Origin of the sequence: Sphingomonas sp. MS122 (genome assembly GCF_049532975.1) — a bacterium.
Lineage (GTDB): Bacteria > Pseudomonadota > Alphaproteobacteria > Sphingomonadales > Sphingomonadaceae > Sphingomonas.
This window is the reverse complement of the sequence record NZ_CP186695.1, coordinates 842,159-862,821: the sequence shown is the minus strand read 5'-3', so window position 1 is coordinate 862,821 and position 20,663 is coordinate 842,159. Positions and strand designations below refer to the sequence as shown.

The 20,663-nt window shown below is 62.4% G+C and carries 14 protein-coding genes; 8 read left to right on the top strand and 6 right to left on the bottom strand.

Features of this window, described 5'->3' with window-relative positions; all coding sequences use genetic code 11:
* The first annotated feature begins 98 nt into the window (after nucleotides 1–98).
* On the top strand, nucleotides 99–1,643 hold the full coding sequence (locus ACO227_RS03960; protein ID WP_423605469.1) for an efflux transporter outer membrane subunit: 1,545 nt from the start codon (nucleotides 99–101) through the stop codon (nucleotides 1,641–1,643).
* A gap of 13 nt (nucleotides 1,644–1,656) precedes the next feature.
* On the opposite strand, the gene ACO227_RS03955 is transcribed toward ACO227_RS03960, so the two are convergent.
* Together ACO227_RS03955 and ACO227_RS03950 are read right to left on the bottom strand one after the other, a co-directional pair.
* Nucleotides 1,657–1,854, bottom strand: a complete 198-nt coding sequence (locus ACO227_RS03955; protein WP_423605468.1) for a helix-turn-helix domain-containing protein — start codon at nucleotides 1,852–1,854, stop codon at nucleotides 1,657–1,659.
* Nucleotides 1,851–2,000, bottom strand: coding sequence for a DUF2274 domain-containing protein (locus ACO227_RS03950; RefSeq protein ID WP_423605467.1), 150 nt, complete (start codon nucleotides 1,998–2,000; stop codon nucleotides 1,851–1,853). The genes ACO227_RS03955 and ACO227_RS03950 overlap by 4 nt, the downstream gene beginning before the upstream one ends.
* Nucleotides 2,001–2,089: 89 nt before the next feature.
* Here ACO227_RS03950 and ACO227_RS03945 point away from each other — a divergent pair, with 89 nt between their 5' ends.
* The 7 genes from ACO227_RS03945 to ACO227_RS03915 are packed head-to-tail and all read left to right on the top strand — an operon-like array spanning nucleotide 2,090 to nucleotide 17,129.
* Nucleotides 2,090–3,040, top strand: a complete 951-nt coding sequence (locus ACO227_RS03945; RefSeq protein WP_423605465.1) for a DUF4007 family protein — start codon at nucleotides 2,090–2,092, stop codon at nucleotides 3,038–3,040.
* A complete protein-coding gene (locus tag ACO227_RS03940; RefSeq protein ID WP_423605463.1) occupies nucleotides 3,033–6,497 on the top strand; it encodes a hypothetical protein in 3,465 nt (1,154 codons plus the stop codon). The genes ACO227_RS03945 and ACO227_RS03940 overlap by 8 nt, the downstream gene beginning before the upstream one ends.
* Nucleotides 6,494–7,312 (top strand): phosphoadenosine phosphosulfate reductase family protein, encoded by an 819-nt coding sequence (locus ACO227_RS03935; protein ID WP_423605461.1) that lies wholly within the window; start codon nucleotides 6,494–6,496, stop codon nucleotides 7,310–7,312. The genes ACO227_RS03940 and ACO227_RS03935 overlap by 4 nt, the downstream gene beginning before the upstream one ends.
* Nucleotides 7,309–9,168 (top strand): hypothetical protein, encoded by a 1,860-nt coding sequence (locus ACO227_RS03930; RefSeq protein WP_423605460.1) that lies wholly within the window; start codon nucleotides 7,309–7,311, stop codon nucleotides 9,166–9,168. Before ACO227_RS03935 ends, ACO227_RS03930 begins: the two co-directional genes overlap by 4 nt.
* Nucleotides 9,169–9,173: 5 nt before the next feature.
* Nucleotides 9,174–10,733: a hypothetical protein gene (locus ACO227_RS03925; RefSeq protein ID WP_423605459.1), complete on the top strand. Its 1,560-nt coding sequence runs from the start codon at nucleotides 9,174–9,176 to the stop codon at nucleotides 10,731–10,733.
* A 1-nt stretch (nucleotide 10,734) separates the two neighbouring features.
* Nucleotides 10,735–15,975 carry an FtsK/SpoIIIE domain-containing protein gene (locus ACO227_RS03920; RefSeq protein ID WP_423605458.1) on the top strand — a complete coding sequence of 1,747 codons (5,241 nt, stop codon included), beginning with the start codon at nucleotides 10,735–10,737 and terminating at the stop codon, nucleotides 15,973–15,975.
* 8 nt (nucleotides 15,976–15,983) lie between these two features.
* Complete coding sequence (locus ACO227_RS03915) at nucleotides 15,984–17,129, top strand: cysteine desulfurase family protein (protein ID WP_423605456.1); 1,146 nt, start codon at nucleotides 15,984–15,986, stop codon at nucleotides 17,127–17,129.
* On the opposite strand, the gene ACO227_RS03910 is transcribed toward ACO227_RS03915, so the two are convergent.
* The 4 genes from ACO227_RS03910 to ACO227_RS03895 form a co-directional block, all read right to left on the bottom strand.
* Entirely contained in the window at nucleotides 17,123–17,989 is an 867-nt protein-coding gene (locus tag ACO227_RS03910) for a hypothetical protein (RefSeq protein WP_423605455.1), read from the bottom strand. The two genes, ACO227_RS03915 and ACO227_RS03910, sit on opposite strands and share 7 nt — an antisense overlap.
* A 2-nt stretch (nucleotides 17,990–17,991) precedes the next feature.
* Entirely contained in the window at nucleotides 17,992–18,645 is a 654-nt protein-coding gene (locus ACO227_RS03905; RefSeq protein ID WP_423605453.1) for a class I SAM-dependent DNA methyltransferase, read from the bottom strand.
* Nucleotides 18,646–18,842: 197 nt separating this feature from the next.
* On the bottom strand, nucleotides 18,843–19,382 hold the full coding sequence (locus ACO227_RS03900; RefSeq protein ID WP_423605452.1) for an NYN domain-containing protein: 540 nt from the start codon (nucleotides 19,380–19,382) through the stop codon (nucleotides 18,843–18,845).
* 216 nt (nucleotides 19,383–19,598) lie between these two features.
* On the bottom strand, nucleotides 19,599–20,465 hold the full coding sequence (locus ACO227_RS03895) for a hypothetical protein (protein WP_423605450.1): 867 nt from the start codon (nucleotides 20,463–20,465) through the stop codon (nucleotides 19,599–19,601).
* Nucleotides 20,466–20,663: the final 198 nt, after the last annotated feature.

The window sequence follows — 20,663 nt, the reverse complement described above, 5'->3', positions numbered from 1 at the left end:
TGTGCTCTGATTTTTCATGGCCGCACCCATAGCGCCAAAAGTCCGGATTGACAAATTGTGACCAAACACGTTATCGGTCACACGCCATGAAATGGTTCATGGAACTGCTGGCGAACGGACGCATGCGCATTTCATCTTCGATCCTGACGGTGGCCGGGACGGCCGTGCTACTCGGTGGCTGTGCCGTCGGTCCGGCCTATGTCGCGCCGCAGACGGCGACCCCGCCTGCCTTCATGGGCGGTCCCGCCGTCGAGGCCGCCACGGGGCAGGCCGCGAAGGTCGACCTGGTGAACTGGTGGCGATCGTTCGACGATCCGCTGCTGGCAAGCCTGGTCGAGCGCGCCCTCGCCCAGAATCTCGACCTGCAGCAGGCGAGCGCCCGCGTCGTCCAGGCACGCGCCGCCCTGCGCCATGCCAAAGCCGACCTCCTTCCTTCCGGACAGGTCAGCGGCCAGGCGAGCGAGAACTATCAGTCGCTCGAGTCGCCGCAGGGCCGTATCGCCAGCGCCTTGCCCGGCTTCGACCGCGAGGCGCAAAGCTACGACTTGAACCTCGGCGCGAGCTGGGAGCTCGATCTCTTCGGCGGCAAGGACGCCGCGCGCGACGCCGCGCGGGCCGACTGGCAGGCATCCGCGGCCGGCGCCGTCGCTGCAAGGCTCGCCGTCGCGGCGCAGACGGCCGACACCTATGTCGCGATCCGCAGCCTTCAGGCGCGGCTCGATGTGGCGCGCCACCAGCAGCAGGTCCAGCAGCAGCTGGTCGACCTGGTCGCGCTCCAGTATCGCAAGGGCGTGGCGGCCGAATTGCAGCTGCGCCAGGCCGAGGGGGCGCTGGCGCAAGTGAAAGCCGGCGTTCCGGAACTCGAGCAGAATCTCGACGCCGCGATGAACGCACTGGACGTGCTGCTCGGTCTCCAGCCCGGCTCGACCCGGCCCGAGCTCGCTGCCGTCGCGCCGATCCCCGACGTCCCTGCGGTCTCGGACGCGGGCGGCCCGGCCGCCTTGCTGCGCCGGCGCCCGGACATCATCGCGGCCGAACGCGCGCTTGCTGCCTCGAATGCGCGGATCGGAGTCGCGATCTCCGAATATTATCCGAAGTTCTCGCTCAGCGGGCTGCTCGGCACCGCGACCATGGGCATCGGCGGACTGTTCGGCGGCAATTCCATCCAGGCGAGCGGCGTTCTGGGATTGCGCTGGCGCCTGTTCGACTTCGGCCGCATCGACGCCGAGATCGCCGCAGCCCGAGGACGAAACGCCGAGGCTCTGGCCGCCTATCGCCTGGCGGTCCTCAGGGCCTCAGAGGATGTGGAGAATGCCTTCTCGGCGCTCGTCAAGCAGCAGGCCCGCGGCCAGATCCTCGACCAGGGTGTCGCGTCGCTCACCAAGGCCCGCGCATCCTCGCTCGCCGCCTACAAGGGCGGCGTCTCCAGCCTGCTCGACGTGCTCGACGCCGACCAGCGCCTTCTCGCGAGCCGGGATGCCGAAATTCAGTCGAAGGCGGCTGCCGCCCGCGCCGCCATCGCTTCTTTCCGGGCGCTCGGCGGTGGGTGGGATGCCGAAGCTCCGCTCGCTGCCCGTGTCGAGCGTCCATCGCTGGACGATATTGCGTGCCAGCCCCAGCCCAATCCCCTCCAGCGCGGGTGAGCGCGCACCCCGGTCAGCTTCGTTCGAACAGTCGTTTCAGGCTGGGATAGAGAATGAACGTCGAGCGGCCGATCTTCACGGTCTCGATGGTTCCGTCGCCGATAAGCTCGTAGATGGTCGAGCGACAGATGCCCGTGAGCTTTACCGCGGTGGAAATCCGCACGCTGATCGGCTCGAGCGTCACATGCTCCGGAGGGATGCCTGCGCTCATTTCGTCCTCTCCTTGCTGAAGGCGCGATCGCTGTCGAGGAATGCGGAAAGCATCGCGGGAATGAGATCGGCGACCGGCTCTTCCCGGCCATAGGTTTGGGCGTAAAGAGCCGCATACCGGGTAAGCGCCTGATGCAGGTCCGGCATCACGGAGATGCACAGGAATTTACCGGTGAGGGTGGAGGTAGGTCGAGAGGCTTGCTACGTTCGGTCAAGCGCGAGACGAGGGGTAAAGGGTGAACAAGGCTGCAGCGGATTCACAGACGTTTCGGTTCGGCGGGCACCAAAGCTTCGCGCTCCGCACCGCCTGGTTGCCTAAGGCCGCGCTTGCCATTCAGGAAGGCGACGACGTCTTCAGCGACCCGCTCCGCGGGGTTGTCCGGCTTGGGCTCGGCAAGAACATGGTGGAGGCGCTTCGGGTCTGGGTTGAAGCTTACGGAGTCGCGACCCGCAACAATGGCAAATGGGAGCTGACCGGGCTCGGCAAGGCTTTGTTCGGCGCCGGCGGCTATGACCGCTTCCTCGAAGATGAACAGACGCTCTGGTTGCTTCACTGGAACATCGCAACGCTGCGCGAGAATCCGTTTTTCGCTTGGGAACTGCTGATCAACCGGTGGAGCGAGCGGTTCTTCACTACCACCGAGATCATGATCGCATTCGCGCGCGAAGCCGAGCGCGCCGGCCGGCCGCTTTCCAACGTCAGCGCGCGGCAGCATTTTGACGTCTGGCTGCACACCTATCTTCGCGGTCGTAACGGGCGCGGAGAGGAAGGGATCGACAGTCCGTTGTCATCGCTGGGTCTGGTGGTGCGCGCTGGTGATCGCGAGACCGCCCAAGGGCGGCGCGAACCGGTTTTCGCCTTCGATCTCGATGCGAAGCCGACGATCAGCGATACCTTGTTCGCCTATTGCCTACATGATTGGTGGGGGAAGGCCTTTGAATTCGAAGAGACGGTTCCGCTCTCGTCGATTGCTTTCGGCCATGGCGCGCCGGGACGCGTGTTCCGAATGCCCGAAGATGAGGTGCTGGCGCGTGTGATGCGTCTCGCTGCTGGTCGCGGTGCGCGGATCGAGCTCATCGAGAGCTTTAACCAATATATGGTGCGCCGGCCCGCACGTCCAACCGAGACTCAGTTGCTGCGCGACCTGTTTCGTCAGCAGCCCGCAGTGGAGCTGATTGATGCTTGACGCCGAGACCCGCACGCCAACCTCGCGTTTTGCGGCACTCCTCCAGGTGCGCCCGCATCACTTGCGCTCGGTGCAGATAGAGCGCGACTTTGCCGACCCCCATGCCAGCCTCCACTATGTAGTGACACCGTTCGTCTGCGCGACCGCACAACGACTAGCCGATGGCTTTCGCAGCAGCTCGACCGCACGCGCCTGGCGTCTGACCGGCGACTATGGCTCAGGCAAGTCGAGCTTCGCGCTGGCGCTCGTACGGCTCGGGCTCGCCGAGAAGAAGTTGCTGCCCGTCGAATTGCAGGATTTTCGCGCCACCCAACGGCTCGAACCCGTGCTGGTGGTGGGTGAGCGCGAACCGGTGGGTCAAAGCGTACTGCGCGCGCTGCGCGCCACCGCGGCACGGTGCTTCACTCGCATCCCGCGCACGCTCAACACCGCGCTTAATGTTGCTCCTGAGCCGCCGCTCGTGGTGGCGGCACTCGAAGCACTGCGCCTGGCGCTGATCGCCGGGGGCCAAGCTGCCGGGTTGCTGGTGATCCTCGACGAGCTCGGCAAGAACCTCGAATTCGCTGCGGCGCAGACCGAACCCGACGATATCTATCTGCTGCAGCACCTGGCCGAACTCGCGGTACGCAGCGGCGAGCAGCCGGTGATGGTGGTAGCAATCGTTCACCAAGCAATCGCCGGCTATGCGAGCCAGCTGACCAGCGCGCATCGTCGCGAATGGGAGAAAGTTGCGGGCCGCTATGAGGAGGTGGTGTTCTCGCCACCGCTCGAGCAAGCCGCGACACTGATCGCGGCGGCGCTCGACGTGGATGTGGACGCCTGTCCTGCCCAGCTCGTGCGTGCCGCAGAACGCACCATGGCGGGCGCACTAGACCAGAATTGGTATGGAAGCGGCGTCATTCCTTCCGCGATGATCGACCTTGCGCCGGAGCTGCTGCCGCTTGATGCGACGGTGCTCCCCGTGATCAGCCGCGCGATGCGTCGTTTCGGCCAGAATGAGCGGTCACTCTTTAGCTTCTTGTCGTCGACCGAGCCATACGGGTTGATGGCGCATGCCCAGCAGCCAATCGAGGCGTTCAGACCCTATCGGCTTCACAACTTTTTCGACTATCTCGTGGCCAATTTCGCCAGCCTGCTCGGTTCGGGCGCGCATGGCACCCGCTGGAATCAAATCCAGGAGATCTTGCGCTCGGCCGAAACGCGTGCGCCCGAAGAGGAAGCCGTGCTCAAGACGGTGGCGCTGCTCAACCTGATCGACGATCCCTCACTCCCGCCCACGCGTGAGGCCGTGCTCCTGGCGGTGGCCGGGGTGGACAAGCGAGCGAACGATCGCACCAAGACGGCGATCACGAGGCTCTCGCACGAGGCACATATCCTTTATGACCGTGGGGCAGCTGGTGCGTTGTGTCTGTGGCCACACACCAGTGTCGATCTCGACGAGGCTTTCGCGGCTGCCGAGCGCGCGATTGGTCCGATCGACAAGACCTTCGATCATCTGAAGCGGCTGGTGCGAACCGACCCGATTGTCGCGCGCCGCCATTATGTCGAACGCGGCGCGCTGCGGCATTTCGAGCTCATTTGTCTCGACAGCGCCCAATTCGAGGATGAGGTGCAAGCCGCCATCGAGCCCGGTACCCATGCGCCGGATGGCCGGGTCGTGTTGCTATTGTCCGCTACCGAACAGGCGCGCGAGGATGCATGGAGCCGGCTTTCGCATTGCACGCTTCCCGACACGACGGTGGTAGGCCTGCCGCGTCCCACTGCCGGCCTCGATCCGCTATTGCGCGATGTGCTCGCCTGGCGCTGGGTGCGCGACCATGTGTCAGCGCTGGCCGGCGACCGTATCGCGCGCGCCGAGGTTTCGCGACAGCTTGCGCTAGCGGAAGAGCGGCTCGGTCGCACCCTCGGTGGCCTTCTCGATGTGCGCGGTAGCGCGGCAGCGGGGATTCGCTGGCGCGATCGCGACGGCGAGCGCCAGTTCGCCTCGTCGCGTAGCTTTGTGGCGCACCTCTCGGATCTCTGCGACAGCGCTTTCGCGCTGTGCCCGCGGGTCAGCAACGAGCTTATCAATCGCCGCACCTTGAGCACCGCCGCCGCGCGTGCACGCAGCCTGCTCATCGAAGCGCTCGCCACCAACGCCGATCAACCAGGTTTGGGGCTATCGAGCCAGAACACCCCGCCCGAGCGCGCCATCTACCTCTCCGTTTTGCAGGAGGGGGGGATTCACGTGCAGCGCCAAGGGCGCTGGGAAATCCGCATTCCCGAGGGCGAGGAGGACAAGCTTCACTTCGCCCCGGCCCTCAACGAAATAAAGCGAATCCTCAAGACTGCGGACAAGCCTGTCGGCTATGAGGTGCTCGCAACGCGTCTGCGCGGCGCGGATTTCGGTATGCGTGACGGCCTCATCCCGCTGGTGATTGCGATCTATTTGCGCGCGCGCTGGCATGAGACCGCAGTATATGAGGATGGTACCTATCTCGAACAGGTGGGAGGTCCCGAGTTCACCCGCATCACAAAGGAGCCCGAGCATTTCGAGTTTCAGCATTGTGCGATCGAGGGCGTGCGGGCCGAACTGTATGTCCAGCTTGGTGCCGCGCTCGAGACCAGGCTGAGCGAACGACCCGCGCTGCTCGATATTGTGCGTCCGTTGATGACCTTTGTCGGCAAACAGTTGCCAGATCATTCCCGCCGTACCCGGCGGCTGTCGCCGGCGACGCTCGCTGCGCGGAGCGCCCTGTTGAGCGGGCGCGATCCCAGTGCCCTGTTGTTCACAGACCTCCCCAAAGCGTTTGATCTCGAGGCGATTGGTCCGCAGGCGGTTCCCGGCAGCGAAGCGGTCGACCGCTATGTGAAGGCGATGGCTGCGGCAATCCGCGAGCTGCGGGACGCCTATCCGCGCTTGCTCGATCGCTTGGCCGCTGCGCTCGGCGCCGCGCTCGAAACCGATGAGGATCTGGCGAAACTGCGCCCCCCGGTCTTGCTCCGCGGCCGTGCCCTCGTGCCGGCGCTGGTGGAGCCGGAATTGCGTGCATTCGTGCTTAGGCTCGCCGACGAAAAGCTCGACGACATCGCTTGGCTCGAGTCGATCGCCAGCTTTGTCGCGCGCAAGCCGCCGGAACGCTGGACAGATAACGACGAAGAGGAGTTCCATCAGCGGCTCTCCTTTTTCGCCCGGCGTTTCCGCCAAGTGGAGGCGATCCAGTTCCCCGGCCAGGGCGATGACGACAGCGCCTACCGGATCGCAGTCACCTGCGCCGATGGACACCAGATCGAGCGGATCTTCCGCACCACTACCGAGCAGGACGCAGCGATCAAACGCGCCGAGGCCGAACTTGCGCCATTGCTCGAGCGCACGGGGCGGATTGGCCGGATTGCGGCCGCGCGCCTGCTCCTGGCGACCGCTGGTGACGAAGACGCTGACGTAGAGAATTTGGCAAAGGCAGGATCGACATCGTGATCAATTGGGACGGCCCGGCGGTACGCCATATTCTCAGCCTGTCAGGCGGCAAGGACAGCACCGCGCTCGCGATCCATCTGCGCGATCGCGTGCCCAACATGGAATACATCTTTCATGACACGGGGAAGGAGCTGCCTGACACCGTCGCCTATATCGAGCGGCTCGAGTCCTATCTCGGCCAGCGCGTGATCCGCACAACGACACGTCAAGGTTTCGATGACATCCTGCGCACCAAGGGTGGGGTACTTCCCTCTGGACGGCGGCGGTGGTGCACCGACTATCTCAAGCTCAAGCCGTTCGAAGCCTATATCGGAGACGAGCCCTGCATCAACTATGTCGGCATCCGCGCCGACGAGGACCGGGTGGGCTATATCAGCCACAAGCCCAATATCCGCGCGGTCTTCCCGTTCCGTGAAGATGGAATCGACTATGCCGGCGTGGTGCGCATCCTGACCGATTCCGGCTTGGGCATGCCCCCTTATACGCAATGGGGCCGCACGCGTTCGGGTTGTTTCTTCTGCTTCTATCAGCAGAAGATCGAATGGGTGCGTCTGAAGCAGCACTATCCCGAGCTGTTCGAAGAGGCCAAAGCTTATGAGAAACCGAATCGGGTCAACGGCAAGGTCTTTTACTGGACCGACGAACCGCTTGAGCAGCTCGAGCGCCCCGAGCGTATGGCGGCAATCGAGGAGAATTGGGAGCGTACCCAGGAGCGCAAGCGCGCACGGCGAACCCAGCGACCGCTTGTAGACGTGCTCGGTGGGCTGGAGAGCGAACCGACGCCGCGGGACGGCTGCATGATTTGCCAGCTGTGAGCAGCTCGCCGCAGGGACCCGCCACACCAGGTGAGCGCTGGATCTCGTTCCTGCGCAGCTATGGTCCGATCAACAAGATCGATGGCATGTATGCCGAAACCGTGTCCCGGCAGGCCCAGGCGCACGGCGTCGCACCGCTCGCCTTCGAGCACCCCGAGGCGAAGTCGCTCGCGCAAGCGATCGCACCCGACGAGGGCCAGCTCACCAATGTCATCCTGACCGGCACGGCGGGCGATGGGAAGACCAGCCTGTGCAACGAGCTTTGGCACCGGCTCACTGGCGATGAAAGTCGCAAGGCGGGGCATGATCGAAGCAACTATGGCAACGTCGTGCTGGCAACGCCGGCCGGTGAGCGCACGCTTCACTTCATCTTCGAGTTCAGTGGCTTCACGCCCGAACATGGCCAGCCTTGGATGCCCGAGCAGATCGATCTGCTCGATCGCTTTGCACAATCGGTACTGGATCCCGAACCACGCGAGTATTTCGTGCTCGCCGCCAACGACGGCAAGCTCGTCCAAGCATTCGACTCACTACCGTCCTCCGCCGATGTGCGTCTCAAGCCCTTCATCGAGACGCTGCTGACGCGTGACCAGCGCAGCCACCCCGACGCAGCGCTCCTCTTCCTCAACCTCAGCCGCATGTCGACACGCGAGCTTCTCATCCGCGCGCTCGATTGTCTGCTCGATCGCTCGGAATGGTCGTGCTTTACCGATGAGGCGAGCGATCCGGCCTTCAGCCCCGCCTCGCCGCTCGCCAAGAACTTCCAGTTGCTCCATGAGCCCCGCGTTCGCGAGCGGCTGCACGCGTTGGGCGAGCTATGCGACAGCAACGGTTTTCATGTCTCGATCCGGGAAATCCTCCTGCTCCTGGTCAATGGCTTGCTTGGCTATAAGGGCGGCGATGGGGTGGCGCGCCCAGATGTCTTGCGCGAAATGGTTCGCGATGGCCGGCAGCATGACGCATGCATCTACGACAATCTGCTCGGAGCCAATTTGAACGAAGCGCGGCGCGAGCGTTTCGCAGTGTTCCGCTTCCTCACCGGCTTTCGCATCGGCCTCGAGACCAGCAATGCACTCGATACGTTGCTAGTCTTCGGCCAGAACGACACCGATCTGCGGCCCCACCATCAACGCCTCCTTGCCGGCGACACGCAATATGGCATTAATCCGGGATTTGAGCGGTTGCGCGAGGCTTATCTGGAAGCGGAAGACGATCGCGGCGCGGCCGAAGAATTCCATGCCGGATTGGTTGCGGAGCGGCGGCGCCTGTTTTTCCGGCTGACCGAAGACGATCCCCGGTTCGACCCATGGCAGTTGAGCGTTTTCCAATCGGCCGGCGCCTATCGCAGTCAGCTGCTTGCGCCCTTGCGCGCGGGACGGGCGGTCGACCCGGCGCTGCTTTCGCGACTGGTCCAAGGATTGAACCGCGTCTGGACCGGCATGCTCGCGGGCGCGCTTGATCGCCTCTACCTTACTACCGGCCTCGATTTCACGACAGCTCGGGTAAGCGATCTCTATCTCAACGCCGTGCCGATCGAGCTCGATTTTCATGGCTCAGGCCTGCGCTTGAGCTTCGATCCGGATCGGCATGTTCCGGTGCTGCATGTGCATCTGCGCCAAGACCATGATGCCGCGCTGCCGCTGACGCTGATGCGGTTCGAATTTCTGATGCGGGTGGCACACGGCGCTCTTCCGTCGAGTTTCTCGAAGGAATGCTATGAAGATATCATTTCCTTCAAAACGCGCGTGCTGTCCGACTTTTACCGGATCAACCAGGGCCGCTCGGTACCGCTTTCCATCCTGAGCACCGGCGCGGACGGCGCGCTTGCCACACGGCAGCTGGGGATCCGGCTATGAACTTCTTGGCGCAGGGCAATCGAGCCGATGTGGCCACTGCTTCGGGTGCGCCTGGACAAAGTACGGTCTGGGCGGAGGAAGCATTGTTTGGTCACCGCCTGTGGCCCCGCCAGACGCCATGGCTACTGTTTCTCGAGTTCCTCAACGTGGCCGAAGCCTTTCACCGCATGGATCCGGACACCGCCTTCTCGCCGCGACCGCCGGACACCATGCATCCCTATAAGATGCGTTTTCGCCTCGGCCTGCGCGCCATTCTCTTCAGCAACGACGAGATGGAACGCATTGCAGCGGCTTCCGATGACAGCGAGAGCCAGTGGACGGAATGGCTCGAGACGATGCAGGGTCTGAGCGCCGGCACCGATTTCAGCTATCTGCGCGAGCGTTTCAGCAGCTTTCGCGATTTCGCCGAGTTGGTGGGCCTGGTGCGGCAGACCACACTCGAGAATGAATCAAATCGGCGTAGCTCGTCCCGATTCATTTTCCCTTTTGGTGTGGACGCGCTCTTCAGCGATGCGATCTACAATGAGAAGAGCGGCGCGATCAGCGCCGACTTCACCAATTTCGGTCGAACCGGTGAAATCCTCTATATGATGGCGAGCCGCGCCAAGCGCGGCGCCGAGCTTCGCGAACCGTTTGCCGCACTGTTCGATCCCGAGCAGCCCAAGAACCGCTTGATCGCCCGGCTGTCGGCACCCGGCGACGACGACCTCAACCGCGACCAGAAGGGCGAGACCTATCTCCCCTACCGAGAACATCCCGCCTTCGATCGACTCGCAGAGGACTGGCTCGCGATTTTCGCGCTCGGACTTCCCGCGCAAGACGCATTTGCGCACCTCGTCCCGGTCGGCGCGCTTCATGTGGTTCTTTATCAGCTCGAAACTGCGGCGGCATTGGCAGGTCGTCCCGTGCGGCCGGTCCTGGTCTGCGAGCTTATCGCTCCCCGGCGCGAGTTCGTCCGCCAGCGTTCGATCATCTCCTACCAGGACAATGACAGCTTGACCCTGCGCGCGCTCGATGCGGCGATCGACCGGTTCGAGAAGGAACCGGAATGGCTGGACCTGCTGGGCGACGACGTCTCCGATCAGGAGCGCGCCGATCGCGCGGCGGACCTGGTTGAAGCGCGCTTCCACTACCGCGAGAAGGCCGGCCGCGGCACGGCGCCACACGACCTGATCGCCAATCTGCGCCGCGAGGTGGAAGAGAAGCATGAGGTGGGCGCTGGCCGCGTTCACAGCAGCTATGCGCGACAGATCGGTCTCGCCTCATCGCGTGGTACCAATCGCACGCGCTACGCGCCCAACGACACATTGCTCAAGACGCTCGTCATCACGCGCGTTGCTCAGCGTCTCGAGTTCAAACGCTTTCTTGCCGACCTCCATGAGCAATATGGCCTCGTGTTCGGCGAAACTGAAGCACGCATGGCACTCGATCCGGTCGAGTTCGATGCGGCGGCGTTCGAGCGCAATCGGGCACGCCTCGAGGCGAGGCTCGCCAGCATGGGGTTATTGCAACGCCTGTCGGACGGCTGCGCCTATGTCGTAAATCCCTTCTCGGCGGAGCGCTGACGTGATCGATGGCCTGACCCTGATCGGCCGCGTCGGACGCGACATCATTCGTGCAGGTCTCGATCGAGCGCTGCAGGACCGAGGGACCGCGCGCTATGTGCTGCACGGCCTCGAAGTTGACGAGATGGCAGCCATCGTTCTCGCCATCCAAGAAGACAAAGGTCTGTGCCAACGGCTCGACATCTGCCTGCCGGCCTACGCCTTTGCAGAAATCGAGGGGATCGCGCCCGAGAACCTCACCGAGGTTACCACCACGGACCTGCGCCATGCAGAGTGCGACAAGGAAGCGCGGCTGCTGGTTCTGCTCGATGAGTCGCAGGCGCAATCGATGTCACAGGTCGATCCGATCGATGCGGGCACGTTGCTGTCGCTCGACCATATCCACCTATGGTTCGGGCATAGCGGCGCCGCTGCCGAGATCGTGGATGAGGATCGCGCTATCCAATGGCGTGCTGCGATCAAGGCGCTCGTCGAACTCGATCGTGTCTCGATGCGCCAGTTGGCCGACTATCTGGTGGAAGTGGCCGTAAATCTGCATGCCGGCACGCCCCTGCCCGCCGCGCTCGGGAGCGCACTTCCCAAATTGCATCTCCCTCGCTTCGACCAGCTGTTCGACGATATTTCACCCGCGCGGCGCGGTCATTATTCGCAATGGCGCGCACGGTTCGTGGCCCATTGGAAGCGCGATTGCTACATTTACAAGCGCGACCAGAGTCAGACGCCTTTTTCCACCACTCGCCTGCGGGAGAAGCTCGATGGTATGGCTTCGACGCTTCCGGGCGACGTCTATGCCGTGCTTGCGGCTTATGTCGACGCGCCGCCAGGAATTGGTCCCGCCTCCTTCGCGCCATTCGAACTCGATTGGCCGGATGTTCGACCCTTTTTCGAGGAAGCGCAGCGTGCCGACGCTAAGTCGATCGGCACGGAAACCCGCGCCTTCTACAAGCTCGCGCGCGAAGATCGGCTGACCTCGAGCGAGTGGCGCTATCTCGACGAGCTCGCGGACGAACGCGGCCGTAATCCGACCAAGGACGAACGCGACGAGGAATTCTATAGCGATCACATCGTCGAAATTCGTCAAGAACCGCGCCTCGCTGCGCTGTGGGACCGCTTTATTTTTGGCCCCGAAGTCCCGTGCACCGACTTTATCGACGGGTTGTTGCAGTGTGTGCGTCGGCTCTATCGACCAGCGGCTCCCGGCCGCCAAACCCTCGTGGTGGAAGCGGTTGAGGATGAGAAGCGCGCCTTCCTGTCGCTCAACGAAGATATCTGTGCGATGTTCGCCGCACGCTATCGCGGACTAGAGGCGGCGCTGGAGAGCCTAGTGAGCTTCAAGCGCGTACTCGCGTTTCGCCACGACAGTTTCGCTGAGGAGATTGCGGCCCGGCGGCGCGGCGCGCAGAGCACGTCGCGCAAGGCGCGGCAGCTGCGTTTCAAGGTTCGCGTAGAGGAAGAGGGCAGCAGCGGCGCATCGGTCCGGCTGGTGTGGGAAGGGTCGCTCGATGCGGTGGGGATCGGCCTTGCGAGCGACCTCGAACGCCTTCAGGACAACAAAGCCCGCACAACGCTAGTACGCTGCTCAGCAGGCTATCGGCGGCAGCGCACGCGCGCCAGCCAAGCGGGTATCAACTTGCGCGACCTTTCCGGTCTAGACCCAGCTGCGCAGCGTAATCGTGGGTCATTTGTGCCGGCAAGCTCGCGCTGCGAGTCGCTGGCACAGAACTGGCGACGGGCGCTCGGCGAGGCGCGCAAGGCGGGCGTGCTCGATATGGACGCGGCCGACCGACTTGCCGGTGCATTCGACACCTTCGAACAGGCTTATGAGGGCGCCCTCGCCGACTGGACCTCGCTTGGTGTCCGGTCGCCTTCGCTGGCAGAGCAGGCGCAAGCCTATGGCGTCGTGATCGAGGCGGTTTACGCGCATCTGGCAGGTCATCCGATCGTTGTGGAAAGCCTGCTTCGACCGTTGTTTGAAATCGGCGTGGCGCCCATCCAAGGCGTCACCAGTGGTCGCTCATCCGTCATCCTGTGCCCGTGGCATCCACTGCGCCTCGAGGCGCTGCACGCCCAACTCGCGAAGTTTCGCCGCGCGCTCGAGGCACTGTTCGCGCCGCAAGCCCCTGAGTTTGCCGACGGCGGGGCGCTCTTCTTTGACGAGCTATCACGGAACCTTCGTAATCCCGCCCAGCCCGATCTCACTATGACCTGGCCGAGCGCTCAACCCACGCTCGTCAGCGAGGTGGACACGCTCCATGGATATTCGCTGCTCGAACGTCCCGTGACGCGCGGTGGCGCGGACGCACCAAGCAACGAAAACGTCCTGCCCACCGCGCGGCAGATCGCGGATCTCGCGCAGGTCTATCTCCAGCTCCAGCCGCATGAACGCGACAATCTCTCGATCGTGCTGTTCAACTGTGACGCGGCCGCTTTGCCACAGGCGGTTGTGGATGCGGTTCGCAAGGACGCCGAGAAAGAGGGCGAAGAGGCGATGTGCCAGGTGGTGCTGCGGCACACTGATGGCGATCAACTGCGTGCACTCTACCAGCAGCTCGTCCAGCGCGAACTCCAGCAAGACGGATTGCATGCGAGTGAAGCCGCACGCGACTTCATGTCCCGGCTACGCATCTCCATCCTGGTCAACGAGCAACGCCCGGCGCAGATCGGCGATGGCCCGCCCTTCGATATCGTCTTCTGCCATGACGTGATCTCACGGCAGGCGGAACTCGGTTGGTCAGATGTTCCGCGGATCGAGCGACCGGCGATCGACATCGACCCGGCGCAATGGTCGCGGCGCAAAGCGATCGGACGCTTCGATCGTGACGCGGTGCTGCACCTTACCTGCCCCGCCCAGACACCAGCGGGCTGGAAGTATCTGGATGCCCTGGCCGTCCTTGCAGACGCTGGCTTGGCGTTGGCCGCGCGGGAACGCGGCTTTTGCCGGATTCCAGACCGGCGCACGGTGCTGCAATCCGACGAAACCCGGCAAGTGCTGGAGGAGACACATCGCCTCGGAGCCTGGGTCGTCAACTTTGACGACTTGCTCGATCGACGGCAGCTTCTCAACAGCGGCATCTCGGTTATTCGCTACAAGCATGCTGCTGGCAGCAATCGCTCGCTCATCATCTCGTCAAAGGCATCCGATACGCTGCTGCGCGCGACCTTGAGCAGCCGACTGCGCGGCGTCGATGCCGGTTATGATGCCGAGACAGCCGGTGCGCTTGCTGGCAGGATGATCAACGAGGCGAATTCTGTGTCGGGCGACATCGTCCTCCGCGCGGCACGCCGCGGGACCAGCGCCGGTGAGCTGATCGGCGTGGTGCTCAGCAAGTATCTGGTTGATCAAGAACTCGGCGATCGGCCGCGGGCATGGTTGTTCCTCGATGACTATGCGAGCTGGCTTGGGCAAGCTGAGGGCCGCATGGCGGATCTGCTATGCCTCGCGCCTTCGATCGACGCCAACGGCAACCGTTTCCTCGACGTGATCGTCACCGAAGCCAAGTTCGTCTCCACGACCAAGCTACGCGACAAGGCGGATCACAGCCAAGTCCAGCTCAAGGCCAGTCTGCGTCGCTTCGAGAAGGCGCTGTCCGCCGAAGGCGAGCCGGCCGATGCTGCGATCTGGCGCGCCCGGCTTGCTGAGATGTTGCAGGACGCGCAACGCGACGGCACCAGCCTCGATCCCAGCTGGCGTACTGCGATCCGCGACGGCGAATGCACTATTCGCGTCGCGGGCTACAGCCATGTGTTCAGCCACGGCTTTGGCGATTCCGAGATCGGCTCGGCCGATCACATGGTCGGCGTGGAAGGCACGCAGTCGGGCTATCAGGAGCGCTTTGCACCTGCCACGGTTCGCGAGATTGTGCGGACCTATGCCGACAATCGCGACTCCACACCGCTTCGCGAGCAGCTCGGGGCAACGCTGCTCGGCGAGACTCTCGAACACCGACCGCCGGCGAGCCGAACCACGCCCCCGCCGGCAGGAGCCATCGAACTCACCGAATCTACCGCTTCGCATGGCGGTGATCAGACAGAAGACGCGCCTGCGTTGTCCGCCGCACTCGACGCCACGTCCGGTCCGGCCGCGACCGAAGCGGCGCGACCCGCCGCGAGCTTCAGGACATTGCTCGAACTCTGGGCACAGGAGCGGCCGTCACAGGAAAGTGATACTCTGTGGCTCGACGACACAGCCCAGCGCTGCCGCGCAGCGCTGCTGCGCTATGGCATGTCGGCACGACTTGAACAGCAGGTTCTGACCCCGAATGCTGCGCTGCTGCGGTTCCGTGGCTCGGACGATCTCACCGTAGCGAAGGTCGAGAATAAGCGAGAAGAGCTTGAATCAACCCATGGCCTCGAACTGATCGGTGTGCGCGCCGAACCGGGCTTTGTGGTCGTCTCGATCAAGCGGCCGCACCGGATGACTCTCGGCCTGCCAGAGGTCTGGGCAGATTGGGAGACAGGCCGCGAGGCCGCCAACGCAAGGTTGTTGATCGCAGTCAGGGAAGATGACGGCAGCCCGCTGTTCCTCGAGCCGGAACCGGCCCCACACACGCTTGTCGCGGGTAGCACCGGCAGCGGCAAGTCGATCCTAGTTCAGAATATCATTCTGGGCATCGCCGCCACTAATCGCCCCGATCAGGCGCGCATCATACTTATCGACCCCAAGGCAGGCGTCGACTATTTCGCCTTCGAGACGCTCCCACACCTCGATGGCCCTATCATCGATGAAGAAGACGAAGCGCTGGCCCGGCTCGACGCACTGGTTGCCGAAATGCAGCGTCGCTACGCGCTGTTCAAAGAAGCTCGGGTCTCGAACATTTCCGCCTACAACAAGGCCAAAGACGAACCATTGCCCCTCATCTGGCTTATCCATGATGAATTTGCCGACTGGATGCAGCTCGACAGCTATCGCGCCGGCGTGGAAGCGGCGGTCAACCGCCTTGGTGTCAAAGCCCGTGCGGCAGGGATCTATCTGATCTTCGCAGCACAGCGTCCAGATGCCAGCGTCTTACCAATGCAGCTGCGCAGCAATCTTGGGAATCGATTGATTTTGCGGGTGGATAGCGCGGGTACTTCGGATCTTTCGCTTGGCATTAAGAATGGCGGCGCTGAGCGTTTGTTGGGCAAAGGCCATCTCGCAGCGATCATTGGCGGCGGAACTACGCCGATCTATGCCCAAGTTCCCTTCGTCGATACCGCCCGCCTTGAGCAGTTGGTCGCGGCACTGGTGCGGGACCTGGCCTAAATCCCGCCATGCAAATCAACGCTTACCTCGACAACAATGCGACCACCCGGCCCCATGCCGATGTGCTAGACGCGATGCGCTTCTACGAGGAGACCTTGTTCCTCAACGCATCATCAGCCGCTGGCGAATTATTAGGCGCTGCGCGTCCGCTCGATGATGCGCGCCGAGCAGTGCTCGATCTGCTCGGCGGAGCGGCCGACAGCGACCGGGTTGTCCTGACCTCAGGGGCGAGCGAGGCCAACAGCTGGGTGATGTTTGGCGCGCTTCCGCAAGCATCACATGCTGTGACTTGCGCAACCGAACATTCGTCAATTCTGGCTGCCGTTCGCTCCGCCCAGGCGCGCGGACAACACATCGATGTGTTGCCTGTTAACGAGAGCGGGCTGATCGACCGGGAAATTCTAAGAGCCACGCTCAGACCGAATACGCGCCTAGTCTCAATCCAGCTCGCCAATAATGAGACCGGCGCGATACAGCCCATTTCGGATCTGGCATCACTTGTCCGCGAGATCGCTCCCGCCGCACTGCTGCATACCGACGCCACTCAGGCGGTTGGACGTATTCAGATCGATCTCGCGACCGCGTTGGCGGAAGTCGACCTGGTCTCCTTCTCCGCACATAAATTCCACGGACCGAAGGGAATTGGGGGTCTGTATCTTCGTGATGGCGTCACGATAGATACGCTGATTCCTGGTGAACAGGAGAATCAACTGCGCGGTGGAACGTCCAATGTGCCGGGCGCTGCGGGGCTTGCGGTCGCGGCGCGCCAGGCCAAGCTGCGTCTTGCTAGAATGAGGGAGGTGGCTCAGCTGCGGGATCAGCTTGAGTCGAGGCTCTTGATATTGCGCGCAGACGCAAAAATTCATGCTCAGACGGTCGCGCGATTGCCCAACACGAGTTCGATCACGTTTCCCGGAATTGACGCTGAGGGCATCACGGAGCGGCTTGCTCTTCAAGGTATCTGTGTAGCTACCGGCTCGGCATGCACTGCCGGCGCCACCGCACCGTCACATGTACTGACGGCAATGGGCATTAGCTTTGATGATGCGCGTGCGACTCTTCGCTTCAGTCTTTCGAGCGAAACGACCCAAGACGAAATTGACCGAACCATAGGGGCATTGAAGCCGCTCTTGGTTCCGAGCGAGCATCAATGAGAGCTTGGCGCTGAAGCTGTGGCCGCCGATCCCGAGGTGCCGGTAACAGGGTCGTAGCGCGTGGGATCGGGCCAAGGGTCCAGCACGGCTTCGGGCGACAGGACCAGCGGACCGATCAAGCCATGATCTTTGCTAGGTTCGGCCCGTAACATGGCGCACCGGTCAAGCAGTCGTTTCAAATCAGTTCTGATCGCGGGGTCGAGCTGGCGTGGATAAACATAGCGCTCAAAGGGCTTAGGGTCGGTGCCGAGTTCTCCTTCATGGGCGAGCCAGAGCATCCGAAAATGGGTCGAAGCGCGAGCCAAGTGTTCGGTCAGCGCCACGTCCACGCCGCCGCCGTTTTCCTCGATGAAATCGCGAAGTGCCAGACCAGTCGCACAAATCTCGTCGACAAGGGTTCGATTGCCAGGAGACAAGTTCGTCAGCCAATTCGGATCGAACAGCTTGATCAGCATCCGATAGGTAGGATCGTTCAACCGGTCACGGAGATCCTGTGCCATGTTGTGATTGGCCTCGGAGCGGACCAAGTAGGGGACGTGGAAGGTCCGGACGAGTTCCTCGAGCTTCTCGACCTCCTTGAGATTGGCGTCGCGCCACCGTTGCGCGGCGGCATTCTCATTCGCCGACGCGATCTGCCGCTTGGTGTTGGTCAGCGACGCCCAGACCGCCGTTCCCGCAATAAGCGCGGTGATCAACTGGCCGAGGATGAGGGCGATGTCCTTGCCCATCAATTGGTCCGAAGCGGGAGCTGTAGCCGCCACAGTGCTTTGCGGAGCAGCGGCATTGATCGTCTGGGCCACCCCGGGCTGAGCGGCCAGCATCCAGACCAGCGCCGCGAGCGATAGCCGATGCTTCGCCATCGTCAAGGCTTCTTGGCCAGGACCGCCAACCAATCATGCGCCGAGGACGAGACGCTGTCGGAGCCGGGTGTGACTTGGTGGCGTAGAATCTCGAAGCCATCGGCACGGAGCATCGCGAGCCAAGCCAAAGGTTCGATATAAGTGAAGCCGCGGGCGTCGGTCGTAATTTCGGAGCCGCTGCCGATCTTCAAGGTTGCCAAGAATAGACCGCCCGGCTGTAACCAGCCAAAGATTTTGTCCACCTGTAGCGCTTGATCACCGGGCGAGAGATGCAGCAGCGAGGCAATGGCAACGATTCCCGCGAACGAGGCATCTGGGAAGTGCAACGACCGCATATCGGCGTCGAGAACGGGCGCCTCGGTGTGCGCACGCGCGATACGCGCGAGTTGCGCGGATAGATCGACACCGAGGCAGTCGAAGCCGGCTTTGCGCAAAGTCAGCAAGTCACGCCCGGCACCACAGCCCAGATCAAGCACCCGTGAACCGGGTTCAAGCCCGGCAATAAAGGCATCGAGCAACGGGGGCTGTGAAGCCGGCAAGGTCCGCTCAGCGTATTTTTGAGCGCGATCGTCATAATAGCGGTTGCAATGCGATCGCGTGGCGGTCTGCGCTTTCGTCGTGTCGAAATCGACGTTGTCAAAGGCCGAATCGCTCAATGGACGGGCACTCACGTTATGCACGGGCAAATTCCTTCCCAGCCGAGTGCCGGCCTATCGGCAAAAGCGCGTTTAGCATAAATCGTGTCTCGTCCCAAGACAGACGCCTCTAACACAATCGTCGCGAGACGTTGGTAGTCAGACACTGTTGCGCTGGGAAACGGCACCTCGCATGGCGCGATAATTCTCGCTCGCGGCTAAACTCTCAAAGCGTCAAGATGCGGATCGAGCGGGATGAAGTTGCTGGCAACACTGCGTAACTCCTTGCCAGCGTGCTCCCAGAAAACAACGTCCACTTGAAACCCGTCAGCTCGGAGTTGCTCAATAGTCGGGACGTAATCGTTGTCACCTGAGACGATCGTGAAAATGTCGCCTACTCGTGCGTTGCGGTATGCGTCACGCATTACGGCCGTCACAATGCCAGTATCGATTTTTTTCTCTTTATTCGCGAAGTTTCGGTCGTGAGTGATCACTTCCCAACCGGCCTTCTTCGCGATGTCCCAGATCGCATCGTTTTCGGGCGGGCGCGATCCAAACAGCATGGCGCGGGCGGTGTCGGCGCGATTGTTGCCGGCCACAAACTGGTAGAGCTTTCCGAAGCTCATGCGATAATCGTTGTCGAGGACGCGGTACTCGAAGGCATCGTAGATATTGGGCACAATTCCCTGCCGGACAGCACTAACCCGTTTCCCTTCGATAAAGACATTCGAATTATCGACATAAATCCAGTCAGCCACGGTTGCTCCTCTTGGTCTGTTGACAGCCGCCATCGGAAGATGGGGATGCTTGTGATTTGTCACCAAGTGTTCTTCACAGAAACTTGGGCCGTACACTAAGTATTTCAACGCGCTCTCCAAGCCCGCTCTCGTGCGATTGCTTTCCCTTGGCAGCGTGCCACGTGTGTGGTGATGATTGCACCTCGATGAACTCAGTCGAACTCCTGCCTCACAGGATCAAAACCGGCTGAAGGCCAGACGTGGCAGGCCCAGATCCAGTTCGGGGGCGTCCTCCTCGTCTTCGATCTGGCACTCTGCGCAGTGCAGTAGCGTCACAACGTCTTTGGTTGGAGCCCACTCCTCCGTGAGCTGGGACAGCTCCGTCAGGATCGCATCGGTCTGCAGTATCATTATCTGAATCAGGACAAGTAGCAGGCGGACGTGGTGGTGAAACTTCAGGATCGCCGGATCATCGTCGACCCGGTATTTTGACATCTCGCCCCAATCCTCGGGCTCGGGTCGAGGCAACGACCCGTGAGCCACGTCGTTGCGGAATGATCGGAGAAGTTCGGCAGCGACGGCGGCGAGCTTGCCATCCCTGATCATCGCACGTGTTTCGGGCATTTCGAACTTGCCCGGCTGGATGAAGTTCATGGAGGCGAACAAGCATTGCCGGAGGTAGGGAAAGTGCGCGTCTCCGTGGCGACTGCGCAGGATGTCCCGCCCGAGCGCGCCTTTCGGTTGGTGACCGCGGACGAGGCCAGATGCCAATTCTACTCCACCTTCGTAGGCGCTCCAGCACAGATTGAAGACGATGATCCCTGCAAGATGGCGTTCCGAGAGGGTCGACAGGGCCTCGTCATACTCGGCCGCTGTGCGGCACATGTAGTTGTTTCCGGTGAGGTCGGTGTCGGCCTCCAGATTGTGCAGCGATGCGGCGAGGTGGAGGTTCTCGGAGACTGCGCTCCATCGCTCATCGCCACATCGAACGCCGAGCTCGCCGGCGACGAAGCACAGCCTGGTGGCATGGAGGCGCAGGTCGATCAAGCCCTCTCCGCTTTCGCCGCTAAGCCAGATCGGATCGAGGGCCGCCGGCTTCTTCATCTCCGCTTGAATATTTGAAGGTCGGATTCCCAGAGGTGCAAACTCATCCGCTGCCTCGCGTCTTCGGCCGAGTGCATCGGCAGCATACAGAATGAAGGAAGTCGAGAGTCGAGTGCCAACCGTCTCGATGGCGAGGATAACATGACCTAGCTGACAGTCAGCAATCTAGTCAATACGGATCGCATCCGGAGAAAGCGT

Coding starts and splice junctions, on each gene's coding strand:
- ACO227_RS03960 (WP_423605469.1), top strand. CDS start 99: ATGGAACTGCTGGCGAACGGACGCATGCGCATTTCATCTTCGATCCTG.
- ACO227_RS03955 (WP_423605468.1), bottom strand. CDS start 1,854: ATGAGCGCAGGCATCCCTCCGGAGCATGTGACGCTCGAGCCGATCAGC.
- ACO227_RS03950 (WP_423605467.1), bottom strand. CDS start 2,000: ATGCCGGACCTGCATCAGGCGCTTACCCGGTATGCGGCTCTTTACGCC.
- ACO227_RS03940 (WP_423605463.1), top strand. CDS start 3,033: ATGCTTGACGCCGAGACCCGCACGCCAACCTCGCGTTTTGCGGCACTC.
- ACO227_RS03915 (WP_423605456.1), top strand. CDS start 15,984: ATGCAAATCAACGCTTACCTCGACAACAATGCGACCACCCGGCCCCAT.
- ACO227_RS03910 (WP_423605455.1), bottom strand. CDS start 17,989: ATGGCGAAGCATCGGCTATCGCTCGCGGCGCTGGTCTGGATGCTGGCC.
- ACO227_RS03895 (WP_423605450.1), bottom strand. CDS start 20,465: ATGAAGAAGCCGGCGGCCCTCGATCCGATCTGGCTTAGCGGCGAAAGC.